This window comes from Paenibacillus sp. GCM10023250, assembly GCF_042653205.1.
Lineage (GTDB): Bacteria > Bacillota > Bacilli > Paenibacillales > Paenibacillaceae > Paenibacillus_Z.
Map to the genome: position 1 here is coordinate 154,942 of NZ_JBHSHY010000002.1, position 14,647 is coordinate 169,588.

The following is a 14,647-nucleotide window of genomic DNA, read 5'->3' on the forward strand; positions in this document are numbered from 1 at the left end:
ATATGGCCGACGTTACGGTATGGGCCGCGTTCGGGGCGGGGATCGCATCCTTCATCTCGCCCTGCTGCCTGCCGCTCTATCCGTCGTATCTATCGTACATAACCGGCGTATCCGTCACGGATTTGAAGAGCGAGCGTCCCGGCAGGGAGGTTCGCATCCGCACGATGACCCACACGTTGTTTTTCATTGTCGGATTCTCGATCGTCTATTATACGCTCGGCTACGGCACCAACGCCTTCGCGGAGCAATTCTCGAAATACCAGGATCTCATCCGCCAGCTCTCGGCCGTGCTCATCATCCTGATGGGACTCATTCTTATGGGGCTGATTCAGCCGAAGGTGCTGCTGCGCGAAATGAAAATGCCGCTGCGGATGAAGAAATCCGGCTACCTGGCGTCGCTGATCTTCGGCGTCGGCTTCTCCGCCGGCTGGTCCCCGTGCACGGGGCCGATCCTCGCCAGCATCCTGCTTCTGGCCGCCTCCCAACCGGGGACGTGGTTCGAGCTGACGACAGCATATGCGCTCGGCTTCGCCATCCCGTTCTTCGTGCTGGCGTTCTTCATCGGCTCCACGCGCTGGATCGTCCGCTATTCCGCCGTCATGATGAAGATCGGCGGCGCGGTCATGCTGCTGATGGGCGTCCTGCTTTTCACGGATCAAATGACGAAAATCACGATTTGGCTCAATTCCATCACGCCGGAATTCATGAAGTTCTAGGCTCCGGCGAGGATGAGGCCGGACTTAAGCGGCAGAGAACGAACCTATGTGAAATATTCGATCTTCGCGTCCGCGAAGTGCTCGAAGTTGCGCTCCGAGATGAACATCCGGAGCGCTTCTGCTTGTTCGTCGGCGGGACTAGCTCATGGATGAGCGATTCGTGAACGCGCTTATCCGGCGCCGGCCGATCGAGCGTCGTGGGGGTGTCCATGGCTGCCGACCTCCTAGGTTTTCGTTAGTGTGGGACATGGCGAGGGGGAGCAAACATGGAAAGTTAAGACGGGCCCGCAGGTTGCGGCACAAGGGCGGGCAGTGTATGATACTAAGAGTAGCGCGGGGGACCCGGTTGTCCGGACCGCCCGCGAGGCGCAAAGATCCGTTCGTACGGGATGCAGGTGAAATGGAGGTTGTACAATGCCGACTCCAAGTATGGAGGATTATTTGGAACGCATTTATAAATTAATCGAAGAAAAGGGCTACGCCCGGGTCTCCGACATTGCGGAAGGGCTGGAAGTGCATCCGTCCTCCGTGACAAAGATGATTCAGAAGCTGGACAAGGATCAATATTTGATTTACGAGAAATACCGGGGGCTCGTACTGACCAACAAAGGGAAAAAAATGGGGAAGCGGCTGATGGAACGCCACCATCTGCTGGAATCGTTCCTCACGGTGATCGGCGTCCAAGAAGAGAACATTTATAAGGACGTCGAAGGCATCGAGCATCACTTGAGCTGGGATTCCATCACGTGCATCGAGACGCTGGTGGAATTTTTCCGCCGGGAGCCCGGCCGCTTGGAAGCGTTTAAATCGATTCACGCCGAGCTGAACAACGAAGATTCATAATGGACCGTCTTTCAAGAACCCGACGCAAAAAGGGCTTTCCGACGACGCATGCGCGCATGCCCGTTGGAAAGCCCTTTTTGTTCATTCGCGTCAACCGCGCTGCCTTAATGATACTTGGGCAGATCGTCGTCGTCCTTGCCACCCTCGATGACGCGGAACGGCATGTTTTTGCGCGTCTTCGTCCGGCTCGCCTGCTGTTGGTCCCGGCGGGCGCCGGATTTGTACCGCTGCGGCGGCTTCGGCGATTTCGCTTTCGCGCCCGGCGGGAATTTGTAAAGCAGATAGATCGCGCCGAACACAAAGACAGGAATCAGAAGCTGATAGGGATTGCTGATCGTTTGCGAAACAAGGCCAACGACGACGAGCACGAGGATGATAATGGTTGGCAGACTCATTTTCCGAGGCATGACGCGCTCACCCTTCCTTCCCGAATCTTGATTTCAGTCCAGCTCCAGGATCAGGCCTTGACGCCTTGGCGGTCGATCTCCAGCATGCGGTTGAACGATGCGATGGACACCGCGACCTGTTCGTCCGTCGGTTCCTTGGTCGTCAGCTTCTGCAGCCACAAGCCCGGATAGCCGAGGAAGCGGAGCACCGGCAGGTCGCGGAGCGCATTCGTGAAGCGGAGCGCTTCGTACGAGGCGCCGAGCACGACCGGGAGCAGCAGGACGCGGATGTAGACCCGTTCCCACAGGGAATCCCAGTGGAAGAAGGAGTAGACGACGATGCCGACGAGCACGGAGAAGACGATGAAGCTGCTGCCGCAGCGGTAATGAAGCCGCGTGAAGCGCTGCACGTTGGCGACGGTCAGCTCCGCGCCCGCTTCGTAGGCGCTGATCACTTTATGTTCGGCGCCGTGATATTGGAAGAGACGCTTGATCAGCGGCGTCAGGGAAATAATGTAAAGATACGAGAGCAGGAACAGAATCTTGATAACCCCTTCGATGAGGTTGTGTACTATTATATTCTTGAACGCATGTCCAAAGATCAGCTGTTCGATCATGGCGGGAACGACGGTGAATACCAGCTTGCCGGCCACGAACGAGAGAATGCCGGCCACCGCGACGCCGACGATCATGCTGAGGCTCCAGCCTTTTTTCTCCTTTACCGGCGCGGTTTCGTCCTTGACGTCCTCGAGCTCGTCCTCGGCGTATGATTCCATCGAGAAGTTCAGATGCTGCGAGCCTTTGGCGCTGGATTCCAGAATCGCGACGACGCCGCGCACCAACGGGATCTTCTTCATCTTTTGAATCCAGGGCGTGGTTTTGCGAGGGACTTCGAAAAACGTGATTTCGTTATTTTTGCGGCGTACCGCGGTTACGTTCGTGGTTCTGCCCGCGAACATGACGCCCTCGATGACGGCTTGTCCGCCGTAGATGTTTTGCGTGCTTTGCGACAAGGGCGAATCACCATCCTTTGGTTTGACGTAGGTTCTCAATCGGATACGATTTCTCTCTTATTGTACTTGATTCCGAGCGACATTGCGAGCGGGATCCTTTCCCGAAGCGGACGGGCGCGATTTGGATGCCCCGCGGCTGCGCATACTAACCGCTGCATGCCTACTTAACAATCCATTGCAACGGAGGAATCGATCGACTATGCCGACCAATTCGAGGACGCAGCGGCACAAGCCGGGCCGCACCGAGTATAACGGAACCACCAACACGAATCCGTTCCCGTTCTGCCTGCGGGTAGGCTTTTTCGCAGGTCTGATCTGGGGAGCGACGCGCTGGCTCCTGTATTTGATTCATTTCACGAAGGTGCTGCCGGGCTTTCTGGCCGACCCGTTCTTCCGCCAATCGTTCTTGAAGACGGGGTGGGGGCATCTGGTCGGGCTCGGGTGCTTCATCGTGTTCTCGATCGTCGCCGCCCTGATCTACAAAGCGGTGCTCGGCCGGATCGCAGGTCCGTGGCCGGGGCTGTTTTACGGCCTGTTCTGGTGGCTCGTCCTCTTCGCGGCTGCCGGGCCGATGCTCGGTTTGTTTCCGGCCTTCAATAAGATCGGGTACGACACGATCTTCACGGAATTGGCGCTTTATCTCGTCTGGGGGATCTTCATCGGCTTTACGATCGCCTTCGAATATACCGACGAAGCGTCCCGGGAGCCGGTTACGGCGGGTTAGGCCGGCAGGGTTCCACGGCACTTCTCAAAGCATAGGCATTTATGGTAGAATGGCGATGATCTATGCGCCGGGAGGGACTCTTCATGACTTCGATTCTTGTATTAAACGGGCCGAATCTCAACATGCTCGGCATCCGCGAACCCGGCGTCTACGGTTCGATGACGCTTGCGGATATCGAAGGGCTGCTTCGGCAGAAGGCGAATGAGTTGGGCGTCCGTGTTTCGTTTTTCCAGTCCAACCACGAGGGCGCGCTGATCGACCGCATCCACGAGGCGTATGGACAGGAAGACGGCATCCTGATCAATCCGGGCGCGTTCACGCATTACAGCTACGCGCTTCGCGACGCGTTCGGCAGCGTGGGCCTGCCAGTCGTCGAGGTACATATCTCGAACATTCACAAGCGGGAAGCGTTCCGGCACGTGTCGGTGATCGCGCCGGCGGCGCTCGGCCAGATCGCCGGCTTCGGCGCGCAGAGCTATGTACTGGGGCTGACCGCGCTCGCGCAGCATCTCGGCGGAGACAAGGCAAGCCTGTAAGCCGCCGGGAGCTGGGCCTATTAAATTTAGAAAAAGGGTGATAGTATGACGACTGCACGCATCGCGGGATTGCGGGCGAAGCTTGCGGAGCTCGGCGCGGACGCGATCCTCGTCACGAATGCCGTGAACCGCAGATACATAAGCGGCTTTACCGGATCGTCCGGCTATCTGCTCATTTCGGCGGCGGACAGCTGGCTGCTCACCGATTTCCGCTACATGACGCAGGCGCCGCAGCAGGCGGCCGGGTTTACCGTCGTCGAGCACGGGCAGAAGTGGATCGAGACCGCGAAGGAACTCGCCGGCTCCGCGGGGCTGAAGAAGCTGGCGTTCGAACAGGACACGGTCGTCTTCGGCGAATATACCGCCTGGAAGGCCGCGCTTGGCGACGGCTTCAAGCTCGTGCCGGTATCCGGCGTCATCGAGGAACTGCGGCTGTATAAGGACGAGTCGGAACTCGCGATCATGCGCGAAGCCTGCCAACTGGCGGACGACACGTTCCAGCACATGCTCTCCTTCATCAAGCCGGGGCTTCGCGAACGCGACGTCGCACTCGAGATGGAGATGTTCATGCGGAGCAGAGGGGCGACGTCTCCGTCCTTCGACACGATCGTCGCCTCCGGCGAGCGGTCCGCGCTGCCGCACGGCGTCGCCAGCGACCGCGTTATCGGCACGAACGAGTTCGTCAAGCTGGATTTCGGCGCATACTATAACGGTTACTGCTCCGACCTGACGCGGACGATCGTCGTCGGCAAGCCGACGGACCGCCACCGTGAAATTTACGACATCGTCCTGGAAGCCCAGCTTGCGACGCTGGCGGGCATCAAGCCGGGCATGACGGGCAAGGAAGCCGACGCAATCGCGCGCGGCATCATCACCCGCTACGGCTACGGCGACAAGTTCGGCCATGGTACCGGCCACGGGCTCGGCATGGAAATCCACGAGGCGCCGCGCTTGTCGGTCTCGGGCGCGACCGTGCTGGAGCCGGGCATGACCGTTACGGTCGAACCGGGCATCTACCTCCCGGGATTCGGCGGCGTCCGCATCGAGGACGACATCGTCATTACCGCGGACGGCAATTCGTTGTTGACCTCATCTCCGAAAACCATGTTCATTTTGGAATGAGTTTTAACTTTATCGCATGACCTGCTCCTGCCTCGCGCACGGGCAAAAAACATTAGGAGGAATACGCAGTGATTTCAGTCAATGATTTTAAAACAGGCCTGACCGTTGAGGTTGACGGCGATATCTTCACCGTGCTGGACTTCCAGCACGTTAAACCGGGCAAAGGCGCGGCGTTCGTCCGCTCCAAGCTGAAAAACCTGAGAAACGGCAACACGGTCGAAAGAACGTTCCGCGCGGGCGAAAACATCGGCCGGGCGAACATCGAGAACCGCGCCGTGCAATACCTGTACAACTCCGGCTCGGAATATTCCTTCATGGATAACGAATCGTTCGACCAATTCACGCTCGACCGCAATCAGCTCGAGTGGGAAATCAACTTCCTGAAAGAAAACATGAACGTAAACATCTCCAGCTACAACGGCGAAATTATCGGCATCCAGCTGCCGAACAGCGTAGAGCTGAAGGTGACGGAAACGGAACCGGGCGTCAAAGGCAACACGGCGCAAGGCGCGACGAAGAACGCGACGGTCGAAACCGGCCTGAACGTGCAGGTGCCGCTCTTCATCAACGAAGGCGATGTGCTCCTGATCGACACGCGCGACGGCAAATACATTTCCCGCGCTTAATTCGTCCGTCAATAAGCAGGCAGAACACCGCCCGGCCGCGCGCCGAGGCGGTTTTTGTCGTATTCAAACCATAGCGGGTATGCTATAATCATTTTTTGAGAAACATCACAACCTGAGACTTTTACACTAGAACTTTCGTTGGGAGTGGATGAGCGGTGTCGTTGATAGTAATGAAATTCGGCGGCAGCTCCGTTGGCTCGACTGAGCGGATGCAGCGGGTTGCGCGGCGAATTGCCGATTATAAGGAAGCCGGCCACGATGTTGTCGTCGTCGTGTCGGCCATGGGAGATACGACGGACGATCTGATCGACCAATCGAAGCTTCTGAACGCCAACCCGCAAGCGCGCGAAATGGATATGCTGCTGACGGTCGGCGAACAAATATCGGTCTCGCTGCTAGCGATGACGATCGACGCGATCGGCCATAAAGCGATGTCGCTGACCGGCTGGCAGGCAGGCATCGAGACGGAAGCCGTGCATGGCAATGCCCGCATCACCGACATTCGGCCGCAGCGCATCTTCGACGCTCTCGCGACGGGCCACGCAGTCATCGTCGCCGGCTTCCAGGGCGCGACGGCGACCGGCGAGATCACGACGCTCGGCCGCGGCGGCTCCGATACGACGGCTGTGGCGCTTGCGGCCGCGATCGACGCGGACGTGTGCGAGATTTACACCGACGTCGACGGCGTGTACTCCACCGATCCGCGCGTCGTGAAGTGCGCGCGCAAGCTCGACGAGATCTCGTACGACGAAATGCTCGAGCTGGCGAACCTGGGCGCGGCCGTGCTTCATCCGCGCGCCGTCGAATACGCAAAAAACTACAACGTGAAGCTCGTCGTGCGCTCCAGCTTTACGCACAACGAAGGCACGATCGTAAAGGAGGATGCGGTCATGGAACAAGGGATGGTCGTTCGCGGCATTGCCTATGACAAAAACGTAGCACGTATCAGCATTCTGGGGGTCGAAGACATCCCCGGCGTCTTGGCGAAAGTATTCGGCGCGCTGGCCTCGCAAGGCATCGACGTCGACATCATCGTACAATCCGGCACGCAGGACGGCAAAGCCGACTTCGCCTTCACCGTCTCGCTGAACGATAAAGACGACGCCATCGCCGTCGTCGAGCGCATCCGCGCCGAAGTGCCGTACCGCGAGGTCACGTCGGAAGAGAATCTGGTCAAGGTGTCCATCGTGGGTGCTGGTATGGTCAGCAACCCCGGTGTGGCGGCGAAAATGTTCAAGGCGATTTACGACCTCGGCATCAGCATCAAGATGGTCACGACCTCCGAAATTCGCTTGTCCGTCATCATCGCGGCGGAACCGGCGCAGGACGTCGTCCGCGCGCTGCATACGGCTTACGGCCTTGACACGGCGGAGCAAGCCTTCGTCGGCGGCCCGCAGGATCGCCGGTAAGCACCGTTCTTCAAGCTTGCCTCTATCAGACAAGAAGCCTCCGGCTCGCAATTGCGAGCCGGAGGCTTCTTTGCGTCCGCGCAGGCAGGCCGTCTTCAGAAGAAACGGCTGCCGATGAAGCTGAAGAGCTTCACCAGGATCGCGGTGATGCCGGCCGCCATCAGTGGACCGACCGGGATACCCCGCAGGAAGACGATCCCGAAGATGGAGCCGATGACGAGTCCGACGATGAGCTGCGGATCGAGCTTCAGCATCTCGAGCCCTTTGCCGTTGACGAACGTGGCGATCGCGCCGCCGGTCAAGGCCAGAATGCCGGGCCACGAGGTCACGACGCCCAAGATGTCCTTGGAGCCGATTCGTTCCGACGCGAACGGGACGAGGACGCTGAAGGTCAGGAACAGCAAGCCGAGTTCCAGGCCTCTTCGTTCGATCGCAGGCAGATAACGCTCCAGATGAACCAATTTCACGACCAACAGTACGCAGGCCGCCGTCGATATGATCGGCGAACGTCCGATTAACCCGATGATGATGAGAATGACCAGCACGACTTCCCCGCTCATGCTTGTTGACCCCTTCATTCGTTGTCACCGCCTCCATGCACGTGATGGAGCGTCCATACCTCCATTGTATGGAACAAGCCTTCCGGATATGTCTGCCGGTCCAGACCGTCAGACGAGCATGTCGCCGTGCAGCCGCGGCACGATCTTGCTCGCGTTCACCCGGCTGCAATAGTCCACGTCGCGGACGGAGCCGTGCTTGACGAGCCGCCGGCCGGTCGCCGAGCCGAGCAGCAGCTCGCGCAAGCTGCCGGCGCTGCTCCGGTACAAGCCGAGCATGGCGGAGCCGAGGTCGTTCATCTCGACCGGAGACGCGCTTAGCCGCTGCAGGTCGCTGATCAGCAGCCCCGCGCACAAGCCGTCTTCCAGCGCGAATTCATTGTGGCTGCCCGCGCAGAGCAGCACGATGTCACGGCGCAGCTCGAACGCGGCCTGCGCGCAGGCGGTGGCGTTCACGAGCGCGCCGGCGAGCACGGTATCCGCGCGCATCGCCTTGTGCAGCGCGCGGGTGCCGTTCGTGGTCGTCAGCACGATGCGCCGGCCGCGGACGGCATCGGCGGTAAATTCCTCCGGCGAATTGCCGAATTCGAAGCCGGGGATTTTGCGGCAGAACCGCTCGCCCGCGACCAAGTGGCCGCCGCACTGCAGCGACCGCGCCTCCAGCACGGTCTCAACGGGCATGACCCCGGCCGCGCCGGCTTCGAGCGCCGCGATGACCGAGCTTGTCGCGCGCAGCACGTCGATGACGATGACGGTCCGGTGCGCGAAGCGGTCGGCCTGCGCTTCGTTGACGCTGGATATGACTTCGATTTGCATGAATCTAACGCTTCCTTCCTAATTACACTCCCAGACTTACAGGCGGGCGACGTCATGAACGGAGGACGATAGGAGCCGGAATAACGAAGCGGCCGCCTTTGCAACAGTGATTGGAGACCTAACGGACCGCAGGTCATGCCCCTTCGCCGAGCTTTTAAATCATATACACGAACGGTTCGACCCGCTTCCCGAAATGAAACGTATCCGCACGGAGACCGCGCCGCATCGTTTCCAGGGACAGAACCTCCGAGGGCTGAATATTGCCGAGGTTCGCTTCGGCGCCGAACGCGTTCAGCAGCAGCACCTGCTGATGCTTCAGCGGCGTCTCCCACATGATGCGCCCGACGTCGCCGAGCGCGCGGCCGATCGCTTCCAGTTCGCTCAAGGCACAATCGCCGTTGCGGTCGAACAAGCCGACGCCGATGCCGGATTCCCGCGCCTCGACCGTCACCAGTTCCGCGCCGGCCAGCCAGTCGGCCTCCGCGGTGAACAGCAGCTCGTCGGCGTCGACGACGGAGCCCGTCAGCTTCTTGCCGTATTCCGTGACGACCCGCAGGCCGTTACGGATGCCTTCCTGTATAAGCGAGGTCCGCTGCTTCCGGTCCAGCTCGATCGTGCCGTCGGACACTTCGATGCCGTTGAAGCCGAGCCGGCATACGGATTCGAAAAACGCCGGCACGGCGTTTTGCCGTACGGCCGCCTCCAGCAGCGTGCCGCCCGGCATGACGCTCAAGCCGCTGCGTTTGGCCAGCCCAATCTTGGCAAGCAGGACGTCCGCCGGGTAGAGCGGCGCCGTGCCGAAGCCGAATTTGACGCAATCGATATAGGGGCCGGCGGTTTCCATCAGATCGGCGAACGCGCGCCGTCCCAATCCTTTGTCGATGACCATCGTTTGCCCGCGGCCAGGCGTCCGCCGCGAATCGAGCCCGTCGCCGGAACCGTCGAACGGTTCGCGTTGGCCGCTCGGATCCCGAAGCGCGGCAGGCCATGCCGACTGAGAAATAGATTTCATACGATCTCCTCGCTATCCGTGTGTTGCCCCGAATCACCTCGGGGGGTTTCGAAGGCGCAAGCTGCTTGCGGCGATAGAGGAAGAGACGCGCGCCGCCCGCTTGGGGAAGGGCCGTTTCTTCATGCCACCCGAGCAATATATGCAGGTCGCCCAGCGCCGGTGCGGCGGGTACCCGGCAGGCGCCCATTTTTGGACGAATGAAAGAGAGACAGGCCCGCATAGAGTAGGATAGAAGGCCAAGCTGCCGGGGGAGCCCGGCCGAAGGGACGGATTACTAGGAAAAGAGGGATCACATGCTCAACAAAATCGTGCTCAGCATGGCGTCGCTGCGCATCTTCTCGGGAACGCTCGAAATCATGGCGGCGCTCATCATGCTTCGCCTGAATCAGATCGACAAGGCGCTCGTCGTCAATTCTTCGCTCGCCCTCGTCGGGCCGATCGTGCTCATCACGACCACGACGATCGGGCTCGTCGGTTTGTCGGACAAACTGTCGTTCGGGAAAATGCTGTGGATCGTCGGCGGCGTGGCGTGCATTTTGATAGGCGCGCTGCGGAAGTAGACTGGCATACGCGGGGACGGGCCCGCATACAATGGGAACAAAGATCGGTCAATCCGTCACTCTAGCAATCTAGCTGGCAATCTAGCAAACGCGCCGCAAGGCAGCCGACGACCAAACCCGGGAGGAATGCCGGATGTTAACTGGAGTGCAGCAGCTGCTGCCCGCCGAGCTGGCCGACATACTGGGCCGCATGCCAGAGGCGATGAAAGCCGAATTGGAAGAAATCCGCATCCGCGAAAGCCGGCCGCTCGAGATCGGCACGTCGCGGGGCTTCTGGTTTCTGTCGCCGGCGGGACAGCCGCTGTCGCAGCCCCGCGAGGCGTACAAGCCGACGCCGGACGTCTGCCGCAAGCTGCTGGAGCGGGTGACGAACCATTCGCTCTACGCGATGGAAGAAGAGCTGAGGCGCGGCTACATCACCGTCGCCGGCGGCCACCGGATCGGACTGGCCGGCCGCACCGTGCTGGAAGGCGGCGGCGTCCGCGGCATCCGCGACATCGCGGCCTTCAACGTGCGGATCGCCCGCGAAGTGGTCGGCGCCTCGGCCGGCCTGCTGCCCAAGCTGCTCGATCACGGCCGGCGGACGCTGCAGTCGACGCTCGTCGTCGCGCCGCCGCAGCAGGGCAAGACGACGCTCGTGCGCGATCTGGCGCGGGCGGCGAGCAGCGGCGCCTGGGGGCATTCCGCGGCGTCGGGATGGACGGGCCGGAAGGTTGGCATCGTCGACGAACGCTCGGAGATCGCGGCCTGCGTCCGGGGTGTGCCGACCTTCGACGTCGGCCCGCGCACGGACGTGCTGGACGCCTGTCCCAAGGCGGAAGGGATGATGATGCTGCTGCGCTCCATGTCGCCGGACATCCTGATCGTGGACGAGATCGGGCGCGAGGAGGACGCCGCGGCTATCCTGGACGCGAGTCATGCCGGGGTGGCGGTGATCGCCACCGCGCACGCGCTCGATCTCGGCGATGCGCGCGCCCGGCCGGTCCTCGGCCGGCTGCTGGACGCCGGCGCCTTCCGGCTCTGCGCCGAGCTGCGCCGGAGCGGCGGCGGGCTGACCGCCCGCGTCATCCCGGTGCAGCCCGCCGCGTTCCGGGCGCCGGCCGCGCGGGAACCGACACCGCTGAAAGGGGGCGGAAGCCATGGTTAAGCTCATCGGCGCGGCGCTTATCATCTTCGCCGGCACTATGATCGGCTGGCTGCAGGCCGCCCGCTACGCCGCGCGCCCGAATCAGATTCGCCAGCTGATCCACGCGCTGCAGCGGCTCGAGACCGAGATCGGCTACGGCTTCACACCGCTGCCGGAAGCGATCGCGCGCTGCGCCGCGCACGTGCCGGAGCCGGCCGCCTCGCTGCTGCGGGACGTGAACGGACGACTGGCCGGAGCCGGCGAGCCGTCGTTCCGGGACAGCTGGGAAGCGGCCGTCGCGGCGATCTGGCCGAATACGGCGATGCGGCAGCCCGAACAGGCTGCCCTCGTCCGGCTCGGCCATAGCCTCGGCATCAGCGACCGCGAGGATCAGCTGAAGCATCTGAAGCTCGCGGCGCAGCAGCTGGCGTTCGAAGAGGAGGCGGCAAGGCAGGACAGCGCGAGGTACGCGAAGATGTGGCGAAGCTTGGGCGTGCTCACGGCGGCGCTTATCGTCATTTTGATTCTTTAGTGGGGTGCCGGAAGCATGAACATTGATGTGAGCGCCATTTTCCAGATTGCCGGGATCGGCATCATAACGGCCATGATTCATACGGTGCTGAAGCAGATGGGCAAGGAAGACATGGCGCATTGGGTAACGCTGATCGGCTTTGTCGTCGTCCTGTTTATGGTCATCCGGCTGTTGAACGACCTGTTCCAGGAGATCAAGACGATCTTCCTGTTTCAATGAAAACCGGCGCAAACGCATGAGGGCGGGACGGTGAGTAGGGTATGGAGATCATCCAGATAGTCGGCCTGGGGCTCGTCGCCACCGTGCTCGTGCTCGTCGTGCGGGAGCAGAAGCCGATGTTCGCGTTCCTCCTGGCGGCGTTCACGGGGCTCTTCATCTTCCTGTTCGTCATCGGCAAGATCGAGACGGTCATCGGCGTGCTGGAGCAGCTCGCGGACCGCTCGGGCATTCCGTCCATCTACTTGAAGACGGTGCTCAAAATCATCGGCATCGCGTACATCGCGGAATTCGGCTCGCAGATCGTCCGGGACGCCGGCCAGGAAAGCATCGCTTCCAAAATCGAGTTCGCGGGCAAAATTCTCATTCTCGTCATGGCCGTCCCCATCATCAGCGTCATCGTCGAAACCGTGCTCGGCCTATTGCCGATAGGGAGTTGAAGCTTATGCGGCAGCGCGCCATCAGCTGCATCGTCTTTCCGTTGCTGCTCTTGTGGGGGCTGCTTATCCTGCTGCCGGCTGCCGCGTCGGGGGAGCCGGCGAATGAACCGGCGGCGAACGGGGCGCAGGCGGACGGTGCCCCGGCCGCGTCCGAACCGGACGAGCGGCAGGCGGAGGCAGTCAACAAGCATATTACGGACGAGCAGCTGAACGGCATCGATACGGAGGCGGTGGAGAGCTACTGGAGCAAGCTGATGAACGAGTACGGCGGCTTCTTCCCCGACCGCGACGTCCCGAGCTTTATCGAGATGATCATGCCGGGCGGGGAAGGGCTGAAGCTGACGACGGTTTTGTCCGGCTTGCTGCGGTACATGCTGCACGAGGTGCTCTACAACGGGAAGCTGCTCGTGACGATCGTCATTCTGACGGTGTTCAGCATGATGCTGGAGACGATGCAGACGGCGTTCGAGCGCAACACGGTCAGCAAAGTGGCGTACAGCATCACTTACATGGTCATGATCGTACTCGCGGTCAACAGCTTCAACGTCGCGATCGGGTACGCGAAGGACGCCATCACCGGCATGATCCAGTTCATGATGGCGATGGTCCCGCTGCTGCTGACGCTGCTCGCGACGATGGGCAGCATGGTAACGGTCACGGTGCTCCATCCCTTGATTGTGTTCATGATCCACGCGGTCGGCTCGGTCATCTACACGATCGTGTTCCCACTGCTGTTCTTCTCCGCCGTGCTGCACATCGCGAGCGCGCTGTCCGACCGGTTCAAAGTCACGCAGCTGGCCAACGTGCTCCGCAACGTCGGCGTCGGGCTGATGGGCGTCATGCTGACCGTGTTCCTCGGGGTCATCTCGGTGCAGGGGGCGACGGGGTCGGTAGCCGACGGGGTGACGATGCGGACCGCCAAGTTCGTCACCGGCAACTTCGTACCGGTCATCGGGCGGACATTCTCCGACGCGGCGGACACGGTCCTGTCGGCGTCGATGATCGTGAAGAACGCCATCGGCATCGCGGGGGTCGTCATCATCCTGTTCCTGTGCGCCTTCCCCGCCGTGAAGATCATCACGCTGGCGCTCATCTACAACGTCGCCGCTGCGGTCATGCAGCCGCTCGGCGACAGCCCGATCGTGGGCTGCCTGCAGACCATCGGCAAAACACTGATTTACGTCTTCGCCGCGCTGGCCGCGGTCGGACTCATGTTCTTCCTGGCGATCACCATCATTCTCACGGCCGGCAACGCGGCGATCATGATGAAGTAGCGGAGGCGATGGCATGCTTACCTGGCTGGCCGTATGGCTGCAGCAAATCATAGCGGTCGTGCTGCTGGCGGGCTTCATCGACCTCCTGCTCCCGAACAAGGCGATGCAGCGGTACGTCCGGCTGGTGGCCGGCCTGATCGTCCTGCTGACGATCCTGACCCCGATCATCCGGGTGCTGCAGGGCGACTTCAGCGCCAAGCTGGACGCGCAGGTGCGGGAATGGGCCCAGGCGGGATCGGCGAAGGAGCTGCGCATGCCGACGCTTCAAGACATCCAGGAGGAGGCGGAGAAGCTGAAGCGAAACGACGCCGCATCGGCGGCGGCGCTGGCCGAGCGGCAGCTGGCGGACGCGATGAAGGCGGGCATCGAGCAGGCGACCGGGCTGGCGGTGACGGCGGTGGACGTGCGGGTGGCGGCGGGCAAGGACGGGAAGCCCGCGGGGATCGGCGGCGTCCGGGTTACGCTCGCACGGGAACCGCGGGGCGGCCCGGATGACGGCGGGACGGCGGGCGAAGCCGAAGACGGGGCGGTGCCGCCGGTCGAGGATGTGGCCGTGGAGGTCGACGCGGCGCCGGCGGCTCCCGGGAACGCCCCGGCAGACGAGGCGGCGCTGAAGCCCGCTTCGGACGCGGCCGCGGACGCGGTCCGGGCGGCGCTGCGGGAAGGCTGGTCCGTCAACCCGGCGGCCGTCGACGTGCTGGAACCGGCGCCGGAAGCGGCGGCCGCGCGATAGGAAGGG

General features: G+C 61.7%; 19 protein-coding genes. 14 read left to right on the forward strand and 5 right to left on the reverse strand.

Features of this window, described 5'->3' with window-relative positions; genetic code table 11:
* The first annotated feature begins 2 nt into the window (after positions 1-2).
* Together ACFPB1_RS03645 and mntR are read left to right on the forward strand one after the other, a co-directional pair.
* Entirely contained in the window at positions 3-716 is a 714-nt protein-coding gene (locus ACFPB1_RS03645; RefSeq protein ID WP_379222001.1) for a cytochrome c biogenesis CcdA family protein, read from the forward strand.
* A gap of 414 nt (positions 717-1,130) precedes the next feature.
* The gene (mntR, locus tag ACFPB1_RS03650; protein ID WP_379222003.1) at positions 1,131-1,559 is read left to right on the forward strand and encodes a transcriptional regulator MntR; all 429 of its coding nucleotides are present in this window, start codon (positions 1,131-1,133) and stop codon (positions 1,557-1,559) included.
* Between the two features lie 104 nt (positions 1,560-1,663).
* On the opposite strand, the gene ACFPB1_RS03655 is transcribed toward mntR, so the two are convergent.
* Both ACFPB1_RS03655 and ACFPB1_RS03660 read right to left on the reverse strand, forming a co-directional pair.
* Complete coding sequence (locus ACFPB1_RS03655) at positions 1,664-1,966, reverse strand: hypothetical protein (RefSeq protein WP_379222005.1); 303 nt, start codon at positions 1,964-1,966, stop codon at positions 1,664-1,666.
* 50 nt (positions 1,967-2,016) lie between these two features.
* Positions 2,017-2,904: a DUF1385 domain-containing protein gene (locus ACFPB1_RS03660; RefSeq protein ID WP_379222381.1), complete on the reverse strand. Its 888-nt coding sequence runs from the start codon at positions 2,902-2,904 to the stop codon at positions 2,017-2,019.
* A 253-nt stretch (positions 2,905-3,157) separates the two neighbouring features.
* On the opposite strand from ACFPB1_RS03660, the gene ACFPB1_RS03665 reads away from it, so the two are divergent.
* The 5 genes from ACFPB1_RS03665 (at position 3,158) to ACFPB1_RS03685 (ending at position 7,375) form a co-directional block, all read left to right on the forward strand.
* A complete protein-coding gene (locus tag ACFPB1_RS03665) occupies positions 3,158-3,682 on the forward strand; it encodes a YqhR family membrane protein (RefSeq protein ID WP_379222007.1) in 525 nt (174 codons plus the stop codon).
* An 83-nt stretch (positions 3,683-3,765) separates the two neighbouring features.
* The gene (gene aroQ / locus ACFPB1_RS03670) at positions 3,766-4,218 is read left to right on the forward strand and encodes a type II 3-dehydroquinate dehydratase (protein WP_379222009.1); all 453 of its coding nucleotides are present in this window, start codon (positions 3,766-3,768) and stop codon (positions 4,216-4,218) included.
* Between the two features lie 45 nt (positions 4,219-4,263).
* Positions 4,264-5,340: a M24 family metallopeptidase gene (locus ACFPB1_RS03675; RefSeq protein ID WP_379222011.1), complete on the forward strand. Its 1,077-nt coding sequence runs from the start codon at positions 4,264-4,266 to the stop codon at positions 5,338-5,340.
* A gap of 68 nt (positions 5,341-5,408) precedes the next feature.
* Positions 5,409-5,966 (forward strand): elongation factor P, encoded by a 558-nt coding sequence (gene efp / locus ACFPB1_RS03680; protein WP_379222013.1) that lies wholly within the window; start codon positions 5,409-5,411, stop codon positions 5,964-5,966.
* A 155-nt stretch (positions 5,967-6,121) separates the two neighbouring features.
* Positions 6,122-7,375: an aspartate kinase gene (locus ACFPB1_RS03685; protein ID WP_379222016.1), complete on the forward strand. Its 1,254-nt coding sequence runs from the start codon at positions 6,122-6,124 to the stop codon at positions 7,373-7,375.
* A gap of 95 nt (positions 7,376-7,470) precedes the next feature.
* On the opposite strand, the gene ACFPB1_RS03690 is transcribed toward ACFPB1_RS03685, so the two are convergent.
* From ACFPB1_RS03690 to ACFPB1_RS03700, 3 genes are all read right to left on the reverse strand, one after another.
* Positions 7,471-7,935, reverse strand: a complete 465-nt coding sequence (locus ACFPB1_RS03690; RefSeq protein WP_379222383.1) for a DUF441 domain-containing protein — start codon at positions 7,933-7,935, stop codon at positions 7,471-7,473.
* Between the two features lie 108 nt (positions 7,936-8,043).
* The gene (locus ACFPB1_RS03695) at positions 8,044-8,748 is read right to left on the reverse strand and encodes a 2-phosphosulfolactate phosphatase (RefSeq protein WP_379222018.1); all 705 of its coding nucleotides are present in this window, start codon (positions 8,746-8,748) and stop codon (positions 8,044-8,046) included.
* A 154-nt stretch (positions 8,749-8,902) separates the two neighbouring features.
* Positions 8,903-9,760 carry a phosphosulfolactate synthase gene (locus ACFPB1_RS03700; RefSeq protein WP_379222020.1) on the reverse strand — a complete coding sequence of 286 codons (858 nt, stop codon included), beginning with the start codon at positions 9,758-9,760 and terminating at the stop codon, positions 8,903-8,905.
* A 293-nt stretch (positions 9,761-10,053) separates the two neighbouring features.
* Here ACFPB1_RS03700 and ACFPB1_RS03705 point away from each other — a divergent pair, with 293 nt between their 5' ends.
* From ACFPB1_RS03705 to spoIIIAF, 7 genes are all read left to right on the forward strand, one after another.
* Positions 10,054-10,320 carry a YqhV family protein gene (locus tag ACFPB1_RS03705; RefSeq protein ID WP_090638110.1) on the forward strand — a complete coding sequence of 89 codons (267 nt, stop codon included), beginning with the start codon at positions 10,054-10,056 and terminating at the stop codon, positions 10,318-10,320.
* Positions 10,321-10,453: 133 nt separating this feature from the next.
* Complete coding sequence (spoIIIAA, locus tag ACFPB1_RS03710) at positions 10,454-11,467, forward strand: stage III sporulation protein AA (protein ID WP_379222022.1); 1,014 nt, start codon at positions 10,454-10,456, stop codon at positions 11,465-11,467.
* Positions 11,460-11,978 carry a stage III sporulation protein SpoIIIAB gene (spoIIIAB, locus tag ACFPB1_RS03715; protein WP_379222024.1) on the forward strand — a complete coding sequence of 173 codons (519 nt, stop codon included), beginning with the start codon at positions 11,460-11,462 and terminating at the stop codon, positions 11,976-11,978. The genes spoIIIAA and spoIIIAB overlap by 8 nt, the downstream gene beginning before the upstream one ends.
* Before the next feature lie 15 nt (positions 11,979-11,993).
* On the forward strand, positions 11,994-12,197 hold the full coding sequence (gene spoIIIAC, locus ACFPB1_RS03720; RefSeq protein WP_090638103.1) for a stage III sporulation protein AC: 204 nt from the start codon (positions 11,994-11,996) through the stop codon (positions 12,195-12,197).
* 41 nt (positions 12,198-12,238) lie between these two features.
* Positions 12,239-12,634, forward strand: a complete 396-nt coding sequence (spoIIIAD, locus tag ACFPB1_RS03725) for a stage III sporulation protein AD (RefSeq protein WP_090638100.1) — start codon at positions 12,239-12,241, stop codon at positions 12,632-12,634.
* Between the two features lie 5 nt (positions 12,635-12,639).
* Positions 12,640-13,908 carry a stage III sporulation protein AE gene (gene spoIIIAE / locus ACFPB1_RS03730; RefSeq protein ID WP_379222027.1) on the forward strand — a complete coding sequence of 423 codons (1,269 nt, stop codon included), beginning with the start codon at positions 12,640-12,642 and terminating at the stop codon, positions 13,906-13,908.
* Positions 13,909-13,921: 13 nt separating this feature from the next.
* Positions 13,922-14,641, forward strand: a complete 720-nt coding sequence (gene spoIIIAF, locus ACFPB1_RS03735; RefSeq protein ID WP_379222029.1) for a stage III sporulation protein AF — start codon at positions 13,922-13,924, stop codon at positions 14,639-14,641.
* Positions 14,642-14,647 lie beyond the last annotated feature (6 nt).

Bases quoted from the DNA above. Each gene is read 5' to 3' on its own strand.
- spoIIIAF (WP_379222029.1), top strand. From the start codon at position 13,922: ATGCTTACCTGGCTGGCCGTATGGCTGCAGCAAATCATAGCGGTCGTG.
- ACFPB1_RS03690 (WP_379222383.1), bottom strand. From the start codon at position 7,935: ATGAGCGGGGAAGTCGTGCTGGTCATTCTCATCATCATCGGGTTAATC.
- spoIIIAD (WP_090638100.1), top strand. From the start codon at position 12,239: ATGGAGATCATCCAGATAGTCGGCCTGGGGCTCGTCGCCACCGTGCTC.
- ACFPB1_RS03675 (WP_379222011.1), top strand. From the start codon at position 4,264: ATGACGACTGCACGCATCGCGGGATTGCGGGCGAAGCTTGCGGAGCTC.
- ACFPB1_RS03660 (WP_379222381.1), bottom strand. From the start codon at position 2,904: ATGTTCGCGGGCAGAACCACGAACGTAACCGCGGTACGCCGCAAAAAT.
- ACFPB1_RS03705 (WP_090638110.1), top strand. From the start codon at position 10,054: ATGCTCAACAAAATCGTGCTCAGCATGGCGTCGCTGCGCATCTTCTCG.
- mntR (WP_379222003.1), top strand. From the start codon at position 1,131: ATGCCGACTCCAAGTATGGAGGATTATTTGGAACGCATTTATAAATTA.
- ACFPB1_RS03645 (WP_379222001.1), top strand. From the start codon at position 3: ATGGCCGACGTTACGGTATGGGCCGCGTTCGGGGCGGGGATCGCATCC.
- ACFPB1_RS03655 (WP_379222005.1), bottom strand. From the start codon at position 1,966: ATGCCTCGGAAAATGAGTCTGCCAACCATTATCATCCTCGTGCTCGTC.
- ACFPB1_RS03665 (WP_379222007.1), top strand. From the start codon at position 3,158: ATGCCGACCAATTCGAGGACGCAGCGGCACAAGCCGGGCCGCACCGAG.
- spoIIIAB (WP_379222024.1), top strand. From the start codon at position 11,460: ATGGTTAAGCTCATCGGCGCGGCGCTTATCATCTTCGCCGGCACTATG.
- ACFPB1_RS03695 (WP_379222018.1), bottom strand. From the start codon at position 8,748: ATGCAAATCGAAGTCATATCCAGCGTCAACGAAGCGCAGGCCGACCGC.
- spoIIIAC (WP_090638103.1), top strand. From the start codon at position 11,994: ATGAACATTGATGTGAGCGCCATTTTCCAGATTGCCGGGATCGGCATC.
- spoIIIAE (WP_379222027.1), top strand. From the start codon at position 12,640: ATGCGGCAGCGCGCCATCAGCTGCATCGTCTTTCCGTTGCTGCTCTTG.
- spoIIIAA (WP_379222022.1), top strand. From the start codon at position 10,454: ATGTTAACTGGAGTGCAGCAGCTGCTGCCCGCCGAGCTGGCCGACATA.
- aroQ (WP_379222009.1), top strand. From the start codon at position 3,766: ATGACTTCGATTCTTGTATTAAACGGGCCGAATCTCAACATGCTCGGC.
- ACFPB1_RS03700 (WP_379222020.1), bottom strand. From the start codon at position 9,760: ATGAAATCTATTTCTCAGTCGGCATGGCCTGCCGCGCTTCGGGATCCG.